14 protein-coding genes are annotated in these 17,245 nt (G+C 65.0%); 13 read left to right on the top strand and 1 reads right to left on the bottom strand.

Annotation, left to right across the window (positions count from 1 at the left end):
- Positions 1–27 precede the first annotated feature (27 nt).
- The gene (serA, locus tag ACN0V4_RS15775; protein ID WP_417677804.1) at positions 28–1,626 is read left to right on the top strand and encodes a phosphoglycerate dehydrogenase; all 1,599 of its coding nucleotides are present in this window, start codon (positions 28–30) and stop codon (positions 1,624–1,626) included.
- 87 nt (positions 1,627–1,713) lie between these two features.
- Here the strand turns inward: serA and ACN0V4_RS15770 are convergent, their stop codons facing one another.
- Positions 1,714–2,097, bottom strand: a complete 384-nt coding sequence (locus tag ACN0V4_RS15770) for a hypothetical protein (protein WP_417677802.1) — start codon at positions 2,095–2,097, stop codon at positions 1,714–1,716.
- A 241-nt stretch (positions 2,098–2,338) separates the two neighbouring features.
- Here ACN0V4_RS15770 and ACN0V4_RS15765 point away from each other — a divergent pair, with 241 nt between their 5' ends.
- From ACN0V4_RS15765 to ACN0V4_RS15710, 12 genes are all read left to right on the top strand, one after another.
- Positions 2,339–3,073, top strand: a complete 735-nt coding sequence (locus ACN0V4_RS15765; protein ID WP_417677800.1) for a metallophosphoesterase — start codon at positions 2,339–2,341, stop codon at positions 3,071–3,073.
- Between the two features lie 172 nt (positions 3,074–3,245).
- Positions 3,246–4,895 carry a thiol reductant ABC exporter subunit CydD gene (gene cydD, locus ACN0V4_RS15760; RefSeq protein ID WP_417677798.1) on the top strand — a complete coding sequence of 550 codons (1,650 nt, stop codon included), beginning with the start codon at positions 3,246–3,248 and terminating at the stop codon, positions 4,893–4,895.
- Positions 4,892–6,568 (top strand): amino acid ABC transporter ATP-binding/permease protein, encoded by a 1,677-nt coding sequence (locus tag ACN0V4_RS15755; RefSeq protein WP_417677796.1) that lies wholly within the window; start codon positions 4,892–4,894, stop codon positions 6,566–6,568. Before cydD ends, ACN0V4_RS15755 begins: the two co-directional genes overlap by 4 nt.
- Positions 6,569–6,705: 137 nt before the next feature.
- Positions 6,706–8,307: a cytochrome ubiquinol oxidase subunit I gene (locus ACN0V4_RS15750; protein WP_417677794.1), complete on the top strand. Its 1,602-nt coding sequence runs from the start codon at positions 6,706–6,708 to the stop codon at positions 8,305–8,307.
- 5 nt (positions 8,308–8,312) lie between these two features.
- Positions 8,313–9,473, top strand: coding sequence for a cytochrome d ubiquinol oxidase subunit II (cydB, locus tag ACN0V4_RS15745; RefSeq protein ID WP_417677792.1), 1,161 nt, complete (start codon positions 8,313–8,315; stop codon positions 9,471–9,473).
- A 15-nt stretch (positions 9,474–9,488) separates the two neighbouring features.
- Complete coding sequence (gene cydX, locus ACN0V4_RS15740; RefSeq protein ID WP_417677790.1) at positions 9,489–9,608, top strand: cytochrome bd-I oxidase subunit CydX; 120 nt, start codon at positions 9,489–9,491, stop codon at positions 9,606–9,608.
- A gap of 167 nt (positions 9,609–9,775) precedes the next feature.
- Positions 9,776–11,419: a sulfatase-like hydrolase/transferase gene (locus ACN0V4_RS15735; RefSeq protein WP_417677788.1), complete on the top strand. Its 1,644-nt coding sequence runs from the start codon at positions 9,776–9,778 to the stop codon at positions 11,417–11,419.
- Positions 11,420–11,818: 399 nt separating this feature from the next.
- A complete protein-coding gene (locus tag ACN0V4_RS15730) occupies positions 11,819–12,694 on the top strand; it encodes a branched-chain amino acid ABC transporter permease (protein WP_417677786.1) in 876 nt (291 codons plus the stop codon).
- 3 nt (positions 12,695–12,697) lie between these two features.
- Complete coding sequence (locus ACN0V4_RS15725; RefSeq protein ID WP_417677784.1) at positions 12,698–13,780, top strand: branched-chain amino acid ABC transporter permease; 1,083 nt, start codon at positions 12,698–12,700, stop codon at positions 13,778–13,780.
- Entirely contained in the window at positions 13,777–14,556 is a 780-nt protein-coding gene (locus ACN0V4_RS15720; protein ID WP_417677782.1) for an ABC transporter ATP-binding protein, read from the top strand. Before ACN0V4_RS15725 ends, ACN0V4_RS15720 begins: the two co-directional genes overlap by 4 nt.
- Positions 14,556–15,329, top strand: coding sequence for an ABC transporter ATP-binding protein (locus ACN0V4_RS15715; protein ID WP_417677780.1), 774 nt, complete (start codon positions 14,556–14,558; stop codon positions 15,327–15,329). Before ACN0V4_RS15720 ends, ACN0V4_RS15715 begins: the two co-directional genes overlap by 1 nt.
- Positions 15,330–15,354: 25 nt before the next feature.
- Positions 15,355–17,214, top strand: a complete 1,860-nt coding sequence (locus ACN0V4_RS15710; protein WP_417677778.1) for an AMP-dependent synthetase/ligase — start codon at positions 15,355–15,357, stop codon at positions 17,212–17,214.
- The last annotated feature ends 31 nt before the right edge of the window (positions 17,215–17,245 follow it).

The following is a 17,245-nucleotide window of genomic DNA, read 5'->3' as shown; positions in this document are numbered from 1 at the left end:
TTTCCGACTTTCGAAGGAGTGCCTGACATGGCCCCCAAAGTTCTGATTTCCGACAAACTGTCGCCCGCCGCCGTTCAAATCTTCAAGGATCGTGGCATCGAGGTCGATTTCCAGCCCGACCTGGGCAAGGACAAGGACAAGCTGGCCGCAATCATCGGCAACTATGATGGTCTGGCGATCCGCTCGGCCACCAAGGTGACCGACAAGATCCTGGAAAACGCCACCAACCTGAAGGTGATCGGCCGCGCCGGCATCGGGGTCGACAACGTCGACAAGGAAGCGGCATCGAAGAAAGGCGTGATCGTGATGAACACGCCCTTCGGCAATATGATCACCACCGCCGAACACGCCATCGCCATGATGTTCGCTGTCGCCCGGCAAATCCCCGAGGCCTCTGCCTCGACCCAGGCCGGCAAGTGGGAAAAATCCAAGTTCATGGGGGTCGAGCTGACCGGCAAGACCCTGGGCGTGATCGGCGCCGGCAACATCGGCGGCATCGTCTGCGACCGCGCCCGTGGCCTGAAGATGAAGGTCATCGCCTTCGACCCCTTCCTCAGCCAGGAAAAGGCCGACAAGATGGGCGTCGAGAAGATCGAGGATCTCGACGAGCTGCTGAAGCGTGCTGATTTCATCACCCTGCACGTGCCGCTGACCGACTCGACCCGCAACATCCTCAGCAAGGAAAACCTCGCCAAGACCAAGAAGGGCGTGCGGATCATCAACTGCGCCCGCGGCGGTCTGGTCGATGAAGCGGCGCTGGCCGAGCTGATCAAGTCCGGCCATGTTGCTGGTGCCGCCTTCGACGTCTTCTCGGTTGAACCGGCCACCGAAAACCCGCTGTTCGGCCTGCCGAACGTGGTCTGCACCCCGCACCTGGGCGCCGCCACCACCGAGGCGCAGGAAAACGTCGCCCTGCAGGTCGCCGAACAGATGTCGGATTACCTGCTGACCGGCGCCGTCACCAACGCGCTGAACATGCCGTCGGTCACCGCCGAGGAAGCCAAGGTGATGGGCCCCTGGATCAAGCTGGCCGGCCATCTGGGCAACTTCATCGGTCAGATGACCGAAGAGCCGGTGAAGGCGATCAACATCCTTTATGACGGCGTGGCCGCCACCATGAACCTCGAGGCGCTGAACTGCGCCGCCGTGGCCGGGATCATGAAAAAGTTCAACCCGGACGTGAACATGGTCTCTGCTCCGGTCGCCGCCAAGGAACGTGGCATCAAGATCTCGACCACCAATCAGGACAAGTCGGGCGCCTTCGAAGGCTACATCAAGCTGACCGTCGTGACCGAAAGCCGTGAACGCTCGGTGGCCGGGACCGTCTTCTCGGACGGCAAGCCGCGCTTCATCCAGATCAAGGGCATCAACATCGACGCCGAAGTGGGCGGGCATATGCTCTATACCACCAACCTCGACGTGCCGGGGATCATCGGCAAGCTGGGCACCCTGCTGGGCGAAAACAACGCCAACGTGGCGAACTTCACCCTCGGCCGTGCCGCCCAGGGCGGTGAGGCGATCGCCATCGCCTATCTTGACGAGCCGCTGAAAGCCGAAGCGGTCGAGGCGCTGCAAGCCACCGGCCTGTTCCGTCAGGTCAAGCCGCTGGAATTCGAGGTCGCCTGACCGGCTGGCCGTCCGGCCGGAGCCTTGTAAGGAAATGAAAGGGCCGTCGCATCCCCCGGGTGCGGCGGCCCTTTCGCTTGGTATGGGTCAGGCGGGGCTGCGCCGCGCCCGGCCGCCCTTGAGCACCACCCCCGCGAAGACCAGCATCGACAGCAGGGTCAGCATCGAGCCGATCTTGGCCAAGGTCTCGCCCTCGCGCTGCAGCGCCATGACGATCCCCGGCACGATGGTGATCAGCCCGGCGGTGGCGATCAGCAGATGCACCCGCGCCAGCGGATTGTCCGCTGCCGAGGGAACCGAGTGATAGTAGAAGGCGAAGATCGCGCAGCTCACCCATCCCAACAGGTTCAGATGCGCATGCGCTGCCGCCATCGTGTGATTGCCGCTGGCCGACATCTGGATGCCCCAGGTCATGCCCAGAATGGCCGAGATCACCCCAAGCAGCATGAAATACCGTGCAATTCCGTTCATGTGTTCCGTCCCTTTCATTTGGGCCGGTCGCGATATCCGCGCGCCGGCCTTGCCTGGGCGTCCCGGTCCCCCTCCCGGCCGCGCCCGTCCTGAGGCTGCCTCAGGACGGGTCGTTCGCAAAGAAGATTGATGGCGAATGCAGGTTTTCCTGCGCCGGGGCCGGTGGCGGGCCTTTCCCCCGGTGGCCATTTGGGGCATCACGGGCCTGTCCCGGGCAGAGCCGGAACCGGAGGCGGACGCGATGACTGAACCGATCTATGCGGTGGCCGATATCCATGGGCGGCGCGATTACCTAGACCGCGCGCTCGATCTGATCGAGGCGGATGGCGGCGGCGGCGCCGAGGTGATCTTTACCGGCGATCTGGTCGATCGCGGCCCGGAAAGCCGCGCGGTGATCGACACTCTGATGCAGGGGATCGCGGCGGGACGGAACTGGCAGGTGCTGCTGGGCAATCACGACCGCATGTTCGCGCGCTTCCTGCAGGACGGCAGCGTGCATGACGCGCGGATCCGCTCGGGCATCACCTGGACGCATCACAAGGTGGGCGGGCTGACCACGCTGGCCTCCTATGGCATCGAGGCCGGCGCCGAGGTGCCCTTGCCTGATCTTTTCGCCGCGACGCGGCAGGCGGTACCGGCGGCGCATCGGGATTTTCTCGGCGCCCTTCCGAGGGTGCTCGAGCGCGAGGGGCTGCTGTTCGTTCACGCCGGGCTGCGCCCCGGGGTGGCGCTGGCGGATCAGGATCCGGAGGATCTGATCTGGATCCGCGACGAATTCCTTGATCATCCGGACCCGCACCCCTGGTTGGTGGTGCACGGGCATACGGCGCTGGAGTATCCGCAGCATTTCGGCAACCGGATCGACCTCGATGGCGGTACCGGCTATGGCCGGCCGTTGCATCCGGCGGTGATCGAGGACGGCAAATGCTGGCTGCTGACCGAGCGCGGCCGCGAGGCGCTGGAGCCTGCGACCTGACGCCGCCCCCGGCCCCGATCGGGCCGGAAACAGGGCGTCGAGGCACCCGGGCGCGTCATTCCGGCGCAGGCGGATCGCTGGCACCCCGGAGTTTCCGGGCTAGATTACGCCCGTCGCCAGGCCCTGGGCGGCGTTGAATTCCAAGCCCCGCAAACCCGGATCCAGACACCCCATGCCCGCCAAGCCCTCCGCCCGCCAGTTGATCACCGCCGCGCCGAAACGGCTGCTCAGGCAATCCTCCTCTTGGGCGCTGGCCTCGGGCGTGCTCTGGCCGTTGCAGGCGGGGCTGATCGCCTGGGTGGTGGCGCAATGGGCGGCCGGTACGCTGGGCGGGGCCGGTTGGATGGCGGCGGCGGGTTTTGCGGCGTTGGGGATCGCGCGGGCCGGGGCCGACCGGATGGGCGCGCGCCGGGCCTTTGCCGCCGCCGATCTGGCGATTGCCGAACGGCGCCGGCTGCTTTTGGACCGCGAGGCGCTGCGGATGGATCGCCGGGTGTCCTCGGCCGATCTGGCGGCGCTCCTGTCGGAAAAGCTGGCGATGGTCGGGCCCTATATCTCGCGCTACACGCCGGCGATGTCGCGCACCGCGGTGCTGCCGCTGGTCTATCTGGCCTGCACCTTCTACGTCTCGTGGATCGCCGGGCTGATCCTGGTGATCTCGGGGCCGCTGATACCGGTCTTCATGGCGCTGGTCGGCATGGCCGCGAAAGAGGCCAGCGAACGCCAGATGGCGCAGATCGGCGACATGAACGCGCTGCTGATCGACCGCATCGCGGCGCTGCCCGATATCCTGCTGCTGAACGCCGCCGACCGGTCGCGCGCCGATTTCGCCGACAAGGCCGAGGGGCTGCGCAAGCGCACCATGGCGGTGCTGCGGGTGGCCTTCCTGTCCTCCACGGTGCTGGAGCTGTTCGCTGCCATCGGGGTGGCGATGGTCGCCGTCTATACCGGCTTTTCCCTGTTGGGAGAGATCACCATCGGCGCCTGGGCGACGCCGCTGACGCTGGGCGAAGGCGTGTTCATCCTGCTGCTTGCGCCGGAATTCTTCCAGCCGCTGCGCGATCTGGCCTCGGCCTGGCACGACAAGGCCTCGGCCGACGCGGTGAGCGCCGAGCTGCAGGCGCTGGCCGAACGGGACAGCCCGCCGGTGCTGGGCCAGGGCGCCCCGGCGCCGCGGCTGGAGGGGCCTGCGCGGTTGCAGATGAGGGGCGTCAGCCTGACCCGGGGTGGCGCCTGCCGGGCGCTGCCCGATCTGGTGGTGGAGCCGGGCGAAAGCGTTGCTCTGCGCGGCCCCAGTGGGGTGGGGAAATCCACCATGCTCGACCTCGCCGCCGGGCTTTTGCAACCCGAGAGCGGCGAGATCACGGTCGCGGGCCAGCCCCTGAACGACGATACCGCCGATGGCTGGCGCGCCCGCGTCGCCTTTGTGCCGCAGTCGGTGCATGTGCCGGATGTCACCCTGCGCGCCTTCCTCGACCCGCATGGCTCCGGTGCCGATCTGAACGAGGCGCTGGCCCGGGCGCGGGCGACCGATATCGTCGCGGGCCTTCCTGAAGGGCTCGACACCCATCTGGGGGAAACCGGCGCCGGTGTCTCGGGGGGCGAGGCGCGGCGGTTGTTGCTGGCGCGGGCCTTCCTGTCCGGGGCCGATGTGATCCTGGCGGACGAACCCACCGCCGATCTCGATCGCGCCACGGCGGCCGAGATCACGGCGGCGCTGGCCGATCTCAGGGCCGAGGGGCGCACGGTGATTGTCGCCACCCACGACGCGGCGCTCTGCGCGGCGATGGACCGGGTGGTCGATCTGGAGGCGGCGGCATGAAACACCTGTGGCAAATCCTGAAACTCCTCTGGTCGGCCGATCCCTGGGCGATGGGGCGCGGCGCGGCGCTGACGGTGGTGGTGCTGATCATGGGGGCGGCGTTGCTGGGCCTGTCGGGTTGGTTCATCACCGCCACCGGGCTGGCGGGGGTCGCCGGCATCGGCATCGCCTTCGATGTCTTTCGCCCCTCGGCCGGGGTGCGGTTCCTGGCGCTGGGGCGGGCGGCGGCGCGCTATGGCGAACGGCTGTTGACCCATGACGCGACGCTGCGCGCGCTGTCTGCCCTGCGGGTCAGCCTGATGCGCCGGCTTGAGCTTTGGCCGATGGAGGCGCTGCGCCGGCTGCGCGGAGCCTCGGCCTTGACCCGGATCACAGCGGATGTCGACGCGCTGGACGGTGTCGCGCTCAGGCTGGCGCTGCCGGTGGCAGCGGGGCTGGTGACCCATCTGGTGGCCTTCGTGCTGATCGCCTGGCTGGTCACCCCGCTGGTGGCGGTGAGCCTGACCGCCGGTTACCTGGTCGGTGGGGCGCTGGTGCTGCTGCGGGTGGCGGCGCGGACCCTGGCGCCCTCCACCCGGGCCGAGGCCGCGATGCAGGCGCTGCGGCGCGGCGCCATCGGCCTGTTCCGGGGCCAGCGCGAGGCGATCCTGCAGGGCGCCCTGCCGGACTGGCGCGCCCGCATCGACGCCGAGGAGGCCGAGGCGCGCGCCGCCCACGATCTGCTTGACCGGATCGACGGCGGCGCGGGCTTTGCCCTGTCATCGCTGGTGGCACTGATCACCGCGCTGATGCTGGGCCTTTCCGGCGGGCTGGTGGCGGCCGGAGGCATCGACGCGGCGCAGGCGGCGATCGGCGTCTTCGTGGCGTTGGCGCTGGCCGAGACCATTCTGCCGCTGCGCCGCGGCGTGGGCGAGATCGGCCGCATGCGCGACGCCGCCGCCCGGGTGCTGGCCGATGTGCCCGCAGGGCCGGCGCCGGTCGCCGCAGCAAAGACCCTGCCGGCAGTCGACCCCGACCGAGGCATTGAGCTGCGCGAGGTCACCCTGATGCGCCCCGGCCGCGCCCGGCCGCTGGTCGAGGGGCTGAGCTTTTCCGTCGCCCCGGGCGAGATGCTGGTGATCAGCGGCGCCAGCGGGGCAGGCAAGAGCACGCTGCTGGACGCGCTCGCCGCCGTCGTCCCGGTGGCGGGGGGGGAGATTCGCTGTCTGGGCGCGGCGCTGGCCGATTGGCCCGAATCAGAGCTGCGCCAGCGGCTTACGCTTTTGCCGCAGCGCAGCGCATTGCTGGGTGGCAGCGTCCGCGACAATTTGGCGCTCGCCCGTGACGGCCTGACCGACGAGGCCGCCTGGGAGGTGCTGTGCGCGGTCGCGCTCGACCAGGTCGTGGCCGAGCGCGGCGGGCTCGACGCCATGTTGGGAGAGGGGGGCGCGGGCCTCTCCGGGGGCGAGTCGCGCCGGCTCTCCCTGGCGCGCGCATTGCTCAGAAAGCCCAATATCTTATTGCTGGACGAGCCCACCGAGGGGCTTGATCCGCAAACCGCCCGGACGGTGGTGCGGGGCATCCGCGCCTATCTGCCCGGGGCCGCGATCATCGCGGCAAGCCACCGCGCCGCCGAGGCCGAAATGGCTGACCATCACAGGGAGCTGAAGGGGGGCGGGAAAAATAGATTATGAAACAATAACCCCTTTGACGCAGATCAAATCAGCTTCCCGCCTCATGGGTGTAGCTGGTAACAGTAGAAAATCATGCATTTTCAAGGCAGGTTTGTGTCCAATGGACCTGCAGAACCAAACCCGAGGAGATGCACATCATGCATATTGATGTCGTCGAGCTGTCTCGTCTGCAATTCGCGATGACGGCTATGTACCACTTCCTCTTTGTGCCGCTGACGTTGGGTCTGTCGATCCTCGTCGCGATCATGGAGACGGTCTATGTGATGACGAACCGCCCGATCTGGCGACAGATGACCAAGTTCTGGGGCACCCTGTTCGGCATCAACTTCGTTCTCGGTGTCGCCACCGGGATCACCATGGAGTTCCAGTTCGGCATGAACTGGTCCTACTACAGCCATTACGTCGGTGACATCTTCGGCGCGCCGCTCGCGGTCGAAGGGCTGATGGCCTTCTTCCTCGAAGCGACCTTCGTCGGGCTGTTCTTCTTTGGCTGGAACAAGATGTCGAAGGTGGCGCATATGATCGTCACCTGGCTGGTGGCAATCGGCTCGAACTTCTCGGCGCTTTGGATTCTGATCGCCAACGGCTGGATGCAAAACCCGGTCGGCGCCGCGTTCAACCCGGAGAGCATGCGGATGGAGATGACCTCCTTCTTCGACGTGGTCTTCAACGAAGTGGCGCAGGCGAAATTCGTGCACACGGTTTCGGCCGGTTACGTGACCGCCTCGGTTTTCGTGATGGGGGTTGCCGCCTGGTACATGCTGAAGGGACGTCATATCGAGCTGGCCCGCCGGTCGATCGCCGTTGCCTCGGCCTTCGGTCTGGCAGCCTCGCTTTCGGTCGTGGTTCTGGGCGACGAGTCGGGTTATTCCGCCAGCCACACCCAGAAGATGAAGCTCGCCGCGATCGAGGCGATGTGGGAAACCCATGATGCGCCGGCGCCCTTCACCCTGATCGGCATTCCCGACCGCGAAGCGCGTGAAACCCATTATGCGGTTGAGGTTCCCTGGGTCATGGGGCTGATCGGCACCCGCTCGCTGACCAAGAAAATCCCCGGCATCAACGAATTGGTCGCCCAGGCACAGGACAAGATCCGCTCGGGTCTGATCGCCTATGACGCGCTGATGACCATCCGCGCAGAGCGGGCCAACACCCCGGCCGAAGTGCGTGCCACCTTTGAAGAGCATTCGGCCGACCTGGGCTTTGCCTTCCTGCTGAAACGCTATGTCGACGATCCGCGCACCGCGACGGAAGAACAGATCGCCATGGCCGCCAATGACACCGTTCCCGGCGTCGGGCCGCTGTTCTGGGCATTCCGGCTGATGGTGGGTCTGGGCTTCGGCTTCATCGCGGTGATGATCTACTTCGCGGTGACGGCAAACCTGCGCGGCATGCGGTTCCCGCGCTGGGCGCTGCGTCTGGCCGTGATCATCATCCCCTTCCCCTGGATCGCAGCCGAGCTGGGCTGGTTCGTGGCCGAGTTCGGGCGGCAGCCCTGGACGGTGGACGGCGTGCTGCCCACGGTTCTGTCGGCCTCGCGTCTGAGCGTGGCGGATCTGCTGATCACCCTGGCGGGCTTCGTGACGCTCTATACCGTTCTCTTCATCATCGAGATGGGGCTGATGATCAAATACATCCGCAAAGGCCCCTATGAAGACGTGGAGGAAACCGAAATCTGGATGGCACGCCATGAAGACCGTCTGAAACATAGCGGCGGCTTGGCCGAGCCTGCGGAGTAACAGCCATGATCCTTTCTGAACTGATTGATCTCGATATCCTTCGCGTGATCTGGTGGGTGCTGCTGGGCGTCCTGCTGATCGGCTTCGCCCTGACTGACGGGTTCGACATGGGGGTGGGTGCGTTGCTCCCCTTCGTCGGCAAGACCGATGTGGAACGCCGCGTGGCGATCAACACCATCGGCCCGGTCTGGGAAGGCAACCAGGTGTGGTTCATCCTGGGCGGTGGCGCCATCTTCGCCGCCTGGCCGCCGCTCTATGCGGTCAGCTTCTCGGGGTTCTACCTGGCGATGTTCACCGTCCTGGCGGCACTGATCCTGCGGCCGGTGGGCTTCAAGTACCGGTCGAAACGTGACAGCGCCGCCTGGCGGAACGGGTGGGACTGGGCGCTGTTCGTCGGCGGCGCGGTTCCGGCCCTGCTGTTCGGCGTGGCGGTTGGCAACGTGCTTCTGGGCGTGCCCTTCCACTTCAACGAAGATCTGATGGCCTTCTATGATGGCAACTTCTTCACCAAGTTCATTGGCTTGCTGCGCCCCTTCGCGATCCTGTCCGGGGTGGTGTCGCTGTCGATGCTGCTGATGCACGGTGCCGCCTGGCTGACGCTCAAGACCGAAGGGCCGGTGCAGATGCGCGCCCGCACCATCGGCTCTTACGCCGGTATCGTCGCCGCGGTGGCCTATGCGCTGGCCGGTGTCTGGCTGGCCTATGGGGTGGATGGCTTCCATCTGGTGGGCGAGGTCGCGGCCAATGGCCCGTCGAACCCGCTGCACAACGAAGTCACCCATGGCGGTTCCTGGCTGGTGGCCTATAGCGAACGTCCCTGGATCGTCATTGCGCCGATCATGGGCTTTGTCGGCATCGCCCTGGCGGTGATGGGGCTGCGCGCGGGGCGCGAGGTTTCGACGCTCCTGTGGTCGAAACTGGCGATCACCGGGATCATCTCCAGCGTCGGTCTGACGATGTTCCCCTTCATCCTGCCCTCGACGGTCGATCCCAACAGCTCGCTCACCGTCTGGGACAGCTCGTCGTCGCAACAGACCCTGTTCGTGATGCTGGTGATGGCGGTGATCTTCATGCCGATCATCCTGGCTTACACCGCCTGGGTTTACAAAGTGCTCTGGGGCAAGGTGACCGAAGACGAGATCACCGGCTCTGACCATAGCTACTGAGGAAGGAAAACGAGAATGTGGTATTTCGCCTGGATCCTTGGCCTTCCGCTGGCTGCGATGTTCGCAGTGCTGAACGCGATTTGGCTTGAAATGCGTGAAGACGCGAGGCTGACCGAGGAAGACAAGAAGCATTGAGCGCTTCCCGGTCGAGACAGAGAAGCGGGCGCCCCCTTGGGCGCCCGTTTTCATTTGATGGATGACGATACCGGGGGCGCGCGGCAGCGAGGCCCCGGCTTTCGCGCTCTCGCCTTCCGGGCCGCTTGCGCGCAGTATGGCCGCGACAGGACGGCAGGGAGGCGCCCATGAACATCCTTTTCATCATGTACGACCAGCTCAGGCACGATTACCTGGGCTGCGCCGGTCATCCGCATCTGAAGACGCCGAATTTCGACCGGGTCGCGGCGATGGGGGTGCGGTTCACCAGAGCCTATGTGCAATCGCCGATCTGTGGCGCCTCGCGGATGAGCTTTTACACCGGACGCTACACCTCCTCGCACGGGGCGCAATGGAACGGCTTTCCCCTCAGGGTGGGAGAGCTGACGCTGGGCGATCACCTGCGCAAGATCGGCATGGACTGCTGGCTGTTGGGCAAGACCCATATGAAGGCCGATGCCGAGGGCATGGCGCGGCTGGGCCTCAGCCCCGACAGCATGATCGGGGTGCGGCAGGCCGAATGCGGTTTCGACGCCTGGGTGCGCGACGATGGTCTCTGGGCCGAGGGGCCGGACGGGTTCTATGACGAGAAGCGCTCGCCCTATAACGAATATCTCAAGGCCGAAGGCTATCCCGGCGCCAACCCCTGGGCCGATTTCGCCAATGCCGGGATCGAGGGCGGCCAGATTGCCAGCGGCTGGATCCTGAAGAATGCCGACAAGCCCGCCAATATTCGCGAGGAGGACAGCGAAACCCCCTGGCTGACGTCCGAGGCGCTGGATTTCATGGAACAGGCCAAGGCGCCCTGGTGCGCGCATCTGAGCTACATCAAGCCGCATTGGCCCTATATCGTGCCGGCCCCCTATAACGACATGTTCGGCCCCGACCATGTGCCCGTCGCCTGCCGGTCTGAGGTGGAGCGGGACGGCGCCCATCCGGTGCTGGCGGCCTATATGGAAACCCGCGTGGCCGAGGCGTTCCAGAACGACGCGGTGCGGCAGAAGGTGATCCCGGCCTATATGGGGCTGATCAAGCAATGCGACGATCAGCTTGGCCGCATCCTCGATTATCTCGAAGAGACCGGCGAGATGGCCAATACCATGATCGTGCTGACCTCGGATCACGGCGATTATCTGGGCGATCACTGGATGGGCGAAAAAGACATGTTCCACGATCAGGCGGTGAAGATCCCGCTGATCATCTATGACCCGCGGGCGGAGGCCGACGCGACCCGCGGCACCACCTGCGACGCGCTGGTCGAGGCGATCGACCTGACCGCCACCTTCATCGAGGTCGCCGGCGGCGAGGTGCCCGGCCATATCGTCGAGGGGCGCTCTCTGCTGCCCTGGCTGCGGGGGGAGTTGCCGGCGGACTGGCGGCAGGTGGCGATCAGCGAATACGACTATTCCAGCACCGGGCAGGCGGTGAAGCTGGGGCTGGAGCCGCGCGACGCCCGGCTGTTCATGGTGTTCGACGGGCGGTTCAAGCTGATCCATGCCGAGGGCGGCTTCCGCCCGATGCTGTTCGACCTTGAGACCGATCCTGAGGAATTCCACGATCTGGCCAAGGGCGACGGTCATCAGGCCGAGATCGCCCGGCTTTACGATCACCTCGCCCGCTGGGGGAGGCGGATGTCGCAACGGGTGACGAAATCGGATGCCGAGATCGTCGCGGGGCGGGGCAGGTCCCTGCGCCGGGGGATTCTGACCTTTCTCGCCGATGGCACCGAAGTGCCGGAGGAGCTGGTGATGAAATACATGGGACCGGCCAAGGCGGATTATACTGGCAGCTAGATATTGGGGGTTACCCCTTCCGCCCGCCGCTTATGTGGTTGTTCTCTGGCGGCTGTTGCACGTGGAACATTGGATGCCGGCCCCCGGGGCGATGCGCGGGCACAGCCCGGCGGTGCGGTTTCGTCCGGGGCCGGAACAATCTGTCCCATCCCTGTCGAATAGCGGCTGAACACAAGTGGTTCGTTTCGCAAGATGCGATGATAAAGATCAAATGTGACTTTAGGAGCTTTCGGAGAGACATAATATTGCGCGGAGTGATTGACAAACGGCAGGGGGACCGGCTGATATGTCAGGAATCCGCAGGATTTGTGTTTGCATGTCACATGCGGAATCGCGGCCCGACCCGGGGAAGAGGAGCCCCGCCAGGGACTGCTGCGCATGGCGCAAGGGGAGGGGAATTTGGACATCTTGCAACTGCTGGTCAGCGGGCTGGCAAATGGCTGCGTGTACGGTCTGATCGCGCTGGGCTTCGTCCTGATCTACAAGGCGACCGAGGCGGTGAATTTCGCCCAGGGCGACCTGATGATGTTCGGCGCCTTTGTCGCGCTGGGCCTGACCAATGCGGAATACATCGGCCTGCCGTTCTGGATCGCGGCGCCGCTGGCGATCATCGTGATGGCGGTGATCGGCTATCTGCTCGACCTGCTGATCCTGCGCCACATCTTCGGGCAAAGCCAGACGGCGGTGGTGATCCTGACGATCGCGCTGGGCTTCGTGCTGCGGTTCATCGCCGGGGCGATCTGGGGGCACGAGCCGCAGACTCTGCAAAGCCCGCTGGCGACGGGAGACATCCGGCTTGGCGGCGTGGTGCTGGGGATGGCCGACGTCGCGGTGATCGTGGTCACCGTGCTGCTGACCATCTGCCTCTATCAGTTCTTCCAGCGCACCAAGCTGGGGCTGGCGATGCAGGCGGCGTCGCAGAACCAGATGGCGGCCTATTACATGGGGATCCCGGTGAAACGGGTGCAGGGGCTGATCTGGGGGCTGTCCGGTGCGGTGGCCGCCGTGGCGGGCATCCTCTTCGCCTCCAAGGGCGCAATCGACCCTAACGCAGGGCTTCTGGGCATCAAGGCCTTTGCCGCGGCGGTGATCGGCGGCTTCGGCTCGCTTCCCGGGGCGCTGGTGGGCGGGCTGATCGTGGGGGTGATCGAACCCTTCGCCTCGCGCTATCTCGCCGCCGGCTATTCGCAGATCGCACCCTATGCGCTTTTGCTCTTCGTCCTGGTGTTCCGCCCGCACGGCCTGTTCAGCCAGGTCCGCGTCAAGAAGGTCTGACCCATGCGCATCCACTTCAAGACCTCTTACGACCACGACATCCGGCTGTTCCCGGATTGGTGGAGCTTTTCGGTCTATGCCGCCCTGGTGATCGTCGCGGTGATCCTGCCCTGGGTCCTGGGCGATTTCTATCTGGGCGAGGTCACCAATGTGCTGATCTGGGCCATCGCCGGGCTTGGCCTGATGTTGCTGACCGGCCAGACCGGCCAGGCGAGCCTGGGTCATGCCGCCTTTCTGGCGGTGGGCTGCTATTCCTGCATCATCCTGATGGAACACGGTTGGCCCTTCCTGCTGGCCTTCCCGGCGGCGGGGGTCATCACTGGGGTATTCGGCACGCTCTTCGCGATTCCGGCGGTGCGGCTGCATGGCATCTATCTGGCGATCGCGACCATTGCCCTGTCGATCCTGGCCGATGACATCATCGTGCTCCTCGCCCCCTGGACCGACGGGGTCAGCGGCAAGTTCGCCCCGATGATCAATATCTTCGGGCTGGAGATCGAACGCTGGAGCACGCCGGACCGGTTCTATTGGCTGGTGCTTGCGGTGACGATCCTGTGCACCCTGGCTTATCGCAACCTGTTGCGCGCGCCGCTGGGCCGGGCCTTTGCCGCGGTGCGGGATTCCGAGGTCTCGGCGACGGCGATGGGGGTGCATATCGCCTTTACCAAGGCGGCGGCCTTCGGCCTGTCCTGCGCGATCACCGGCTTGGCCGGGGCGCTGATGGGCTTCTATGCGGGGGCCTTCAATAACGAGACATTCTCGATCACCATTTCGATCAACCTGCTGATGATGATCGTCATCGGCGGCCTGGGGGCGATCCACGGGGCCTTTTTCGGCGCAATTGTCATCGCCTTTCTGCCGCAGGCCCTGTCGATGGTGACCGATATGATCGGCGGCGGCATCGCCATCCCGGGGCTGGAAATGGGGGTCTTCGGCGCGATCCTGATCCTCTTCATCCTGTTCGAGCCGATGGGCATCTATGGCCGCTGGCTGAAGATCCGCACCTGGCTGGAACTTTTCCCCTTCGCGCGCAAGGACATGTTCCGCCGGCAGAAATCCTATCTGAAAACGGAGCGGCTGAGATGAGTCTTCTTGAGATCGACCGCGCCACGTTGAAGTTCGGCGGGGTGACTGCCGTGAACGACCTGAGCTTTTCGGTCGAGGAGGGCGAGGTTTACGCCATCGTCGGCCCCAATGGCGCGGGGAAATCCACCGTCTTCAACCTGATCTCGCGGTTCTATGAACCCTATTCGGGTCGCATCACCTTTGCCGGGGAAAACCTGCTGGACCGGCGCGCCGATGCGGTGGCCGATCTGGGCATCGCCCGGACCTTCCAGAATATCGAGCTGTTCGATCACGCCACCGTCCTGCAAAACCTGCTGGTCGGCCGGCACCGGCACCGCCGCACCAATATGATCGAGGAGCTGCTGTTCACCCCCCGCGTCCGGCGGGAGGAACGGCGCCATCGCGAGGCGGTGGAGGAGGTGATCGATTTCCTTGATCTCCAGCCCTATCGCGACAAGATGATCGCCGGCCTGCCCTATGGCGTGCGCAAGGTGGTGGAGCTGGGCCGGGCGCTGGCCTCCGGCCCCCGGCTCTTGCTGCTGGACGAACCCGCCTCGGGCCTCTCGGTCGAGGAGACGCAGGACATGCGCTGGTGGATCGACGACATTCGCAAGCAGATGGGGATCACCGTCCTGATGGTGGAACACGACATGGGGCTGGTCTCGGGTGTCTCCGACCGGGTGCTGGCGCTGGCCGATGGCGCCAAGCTGGCCGAAGGCACCCCGGCCGAGGTGCAGAGCGATCCGGCGGTGATCGCCGCCTATCTCGGCGCCCCCGCGGATGGGGAGGCGGCGTAATGGGGCGGACCATTCTCGAGATCAAGAACCTCGAAAGCTTCTATGGCCCGATCATGGCGATCCGCGGCGTCAGCCTGAAGGTCGAAGAGGGCAAGGTCGTCACCGTTCTGGGGGCCAACGGTGCCGGGAAATCGACCCTGATGAAGACGATTTCGGGGATCATGGACCCGGAGAAGGGCCAGATCCTGTTCGAGGGGGAGGAGATTCAGGGCCGTGAACCCCATGCCATCGTGCGCCGTGGCATCGTGCATGTCCCCGAGGGGCGCGAGGTCTTCCCGCTGCTCACGGTGGACGAGAACCTGAGCCTTGGCGCCTATTCCCGTCATGATCGCGCCGAGATCGCGCGCGATCGCGACATGGTCTTCGATTATTTCCCGATCCTGGCCGAGCGCCGCGATCAGGAGGCCGGAACCCTGTCCGGCGGCCAGCAACAGATGCTGGCGATCGGGCGCGGGCTGATGCTGCGCCCCAAGATCATGCTGCTGGACGAACCCAGCCTCGGCCTGTCGCCGCTGTTGGTGCAGGAGATTTTCGCGATCCTCAAACGGCTGAACCGCGCCGAGGGGGTGACGATGATGCTGGTCGAACAGAATGCCCGAGTGGCGCTCGATCTGGCCGATTTCGGCTATGTGATGGAGATCGGCCGCATCGTGATGGAGGGCACGGCCGAGCGCCTGATGCAGAGCGAGGATATCAAATCCTTCTACCTCGGCCATCAGGAGGAAGGGCAGCGCGGCGAACGCCGCTGGAAACGCAAGAAGACCTGGAGGTAGGCCGATGAATGCGCAGGCGCCCAATATGACCGAAATTCGTGGCGTTCAGGTCAACGCCCGCCCCGGCACCCGGCCGGCGCTGGTGGATGGCTGCGACACGATGGTGAAGCTATTCGCCAAACGCTGCGCCGAACTGGGCGACCGGGTGGCGCATCGTGAAAAGGACCTGGGGATTTGGCAGTCCTATTCCTGGCGCGACTACTGGACCCATGCCAAATGGCTCGGTTTGGGTCTGCGTGCGCTGGGTCTGCGGCGGGGCGAGGTCGTCTCGATCCTCAGCGAGGATCGCAAGGAATGGCTCTATGCCGATATGGGGATTCAGGGGGTCGGGGGCATTTCCTCCGGTGTCTATACCACCGATTCCGCCGCCCAGCTTGAATACCTGCTCCGCGATTCCGGCAGCCGCTTCCTGTTCGTCGAGGATGATGAGCAGCTCGACAAGTTTCTCGAGATCGAACATCTCGCGCCGCAGGTGCTGAAGGTCATCATCCTCGAAAAGGAGGGGCTGCACGACCTGCGCCATGACAAATGCGTCTTCATCGACGAGCTTTATGAGACCGGCCGCGCCTTCGAGGCCGAAAACCACGGGGTCTTCGAAGCCGAGATCGACAGGGCCAGGCCCGAGGATGTGGCGCTGCTGATCTATACCTCCGGCACTACCGGGGCGCCCAAGGGGGCGATGCTGACGCAGGAGAATATCGTCGCCGCGATGATCTCCGGCATGCATGCGCTGCCGGCCTATCCCGAGGACGAGCAGCTTTGCTTCCTGCCGCTTTGCCATATCCTCGAACGCGATGTGTCGATCTATTTCCCGCTCGCCGCGCGCTCGACCGTCAATTTCGCCGAAAGCGTCGAGACGGTCTTCGACAACCTGCAAGAGGTGTCGCCGGCGCATTTCACCGCCGTGCCGCGGGTCTGGGAAAAGATCTATTCCAAGGTGCGGGTGCTGACGCAGGAGTCGACCGCCATCGGTCAATGGGCCTTTGCGCGGGCACAGAAGGCGGGGGCGGCGCGGGCAGAGTATCTGATCGCCGGCAAGCGGGCGCCGGCGCTGGTCTCGGCGCGCTATGCGATCTGGGATTTTCTGGTGCTCAGGAATCTGCGGCGGATGCTCGGGCTCGACAAGATGCGCCGCTGCACCACCGGGGCGGCGCCGATCTCTCCGGAACTGCTGAAATGGTACTGGTCGATCGGCGTGCGGCTGATCGAAGGCTATGGGATGACCGAAAACACCGGCATGGCCACGATCAACGCGCCCGAGACCAATCGCGTCGGAACGGTGGGCCGGCCGGTGCCGGGGGTCAAGGTACGCATCGCCCCGGATGGGGAGATTCAGACCCTAAGCCTCGGCAATTTCCTGGGGTACTGGCACAACACCGAAAAGACGGCCGAGACCTTTACCGAGGACGGCTGGCTCAGGACCGGCGATATCGGCAGCCTGGACGCGGACGGCTATCTGCGGATCACCGGGCGGCTGAAGGACATCATCATCACGGCGGGCGGCAAGAACATCACGCCGTCGGAAATCGAAAGCCGGCTGAAGTTCAGCCATTACGTCTCGGACGCGGTGGTTATCGGCGACCGGCGGAAATATCTGACCTGCCTGATCATGATCGACCAGGAGAACGTCGAGAAATTCGCCCAGGATGCCAAGGTGCCGTTCAGCGACTTCGCCTCGCTCTGCGCCGCGGCAGAGGTGGTCGACCTGATTCGCGCCGAGGTGGAGGCGGTGAACAGGGAATTCGCCCGGGTCGAACAGATCAAGGATTTCCGCCTGATCAACATCCTGCTGACGGCGGAGGATGAGGAGTTGACCGCAACCATGAAGCTCAAGCGCAGCTTCGTGGAGAAGAAACACAAGGCGCTGATCGACGAGATGTATTGAGCTAGTCTGATCTTGCCGGCCGGTAGGAGGA

The sequence above is a fragment of the Pseudodonghicola sp. genome (genome assembly GCF_048268305.1).
Taxonomy (GTDB): Bacteria; Pseudomonadota; Alphaproteobacteria; order Rhodobacterales; family Rhodobacteraceae; genus Pseudodonghicola.
Note: the sequence above shows the minus strand (reverse complement) of the source record. Positions and strands in the feature narration are given on the sequence as shown.

Excerpts from the sequence above, each read along its gene's own strand:
- serA (WP_417677804.1), top strand. The coding sequence starts at position 28 with ATGGCCCCCAAAGTTCTGATTTCCGACAAACTGTCGCCCGCCGCCGTT.
- ACN0V4_RS15770 (WP_417677802.1), bottom strand. The coding sequence starts at position 2,097 with ATGAACGGAATTGCACGGTATTTCATGCTGCTTGGGGTGATCTCGGCC.
- ACN0V4_RS15765 (WP_417677800.1), top strand. The coding sequence starts at position 2,339 with ATGACTGAACCGATCTATGCGGTGGCCGATATCCATGGGCGGCGCGAT.
- cydD (WP_417677798.1), top strand. The coding sequence starts at position 3,246 with ATGCCCGCCAAGCCCTCCGCCCGCCAGTTGATCACCGCCGCGCCGAAA.
- ACN0V4_RS15755 (WP_417677796.1), top strand. The coding sequence starts at position 4,892 with ATGAAACACCTGTGGCAAATCCTGAAACTCCTCTGGTCGGCCGATCCC.
- ACN0V4_RS15750 (WP_417677794.1), top strand. The coding sequence starts at position 6,706 with ATGCATATTGATGTCGTCGAGCTGTCTCGTCTGCAATTCGCGATGACG.
- cydB (WP_417677792.1), top strand. The coding sequence starts at position 8,313 with ATGATCCTTTCTGAACTGATTGATCTCGATATCCTTCGCGTGATCTGG.
- cydX (WP_417677790.1), top strand. The coding sequence starts at position 9,489 with ATGTGGTATTTCGCCTGGATCCTTGGCCTTCCGCTGGCTGCGATGTTC.
- ACN0V4_RS15735 (WP_417677788.1), top strand. The coding sequence starts at position 9,776 with ATGAACATCCTTTTCATCATGTACGACCAGCTCAGGCACGATTACCTG.
- ACN0V4_RS15725 (WP_417677784.1), top strand. The coding sequence starts at position 12,698 with ATGCGCATCCACTTCAAGACCTCTTACGACCACGACATCCGGCTGTTC.
- ACN0V4_RS15720 (WP_417677782.1), top strand. The coding sequence starts at position 13,777 with ATGAGTCTTCTTGAGATCGACCGCGCCACGTTGAAGTTCGGCGGGGTG.
- ACN0V4_RS15715 (WP_417677780.1), top strand. The coding sequence starts at position 14,556 with ATGGGGCGGACCATTCTCGAGATCAAGAACCTCGAAAGCTTCTATGGC.
- ACN0V4_RS15710 (WP_417677778.1), top strand. The coding sequence starts at position 15,355 with ATGACCGAAATTCGTGGCGTTCAGGTCAACGCCCGCCCCGGCACCCGG.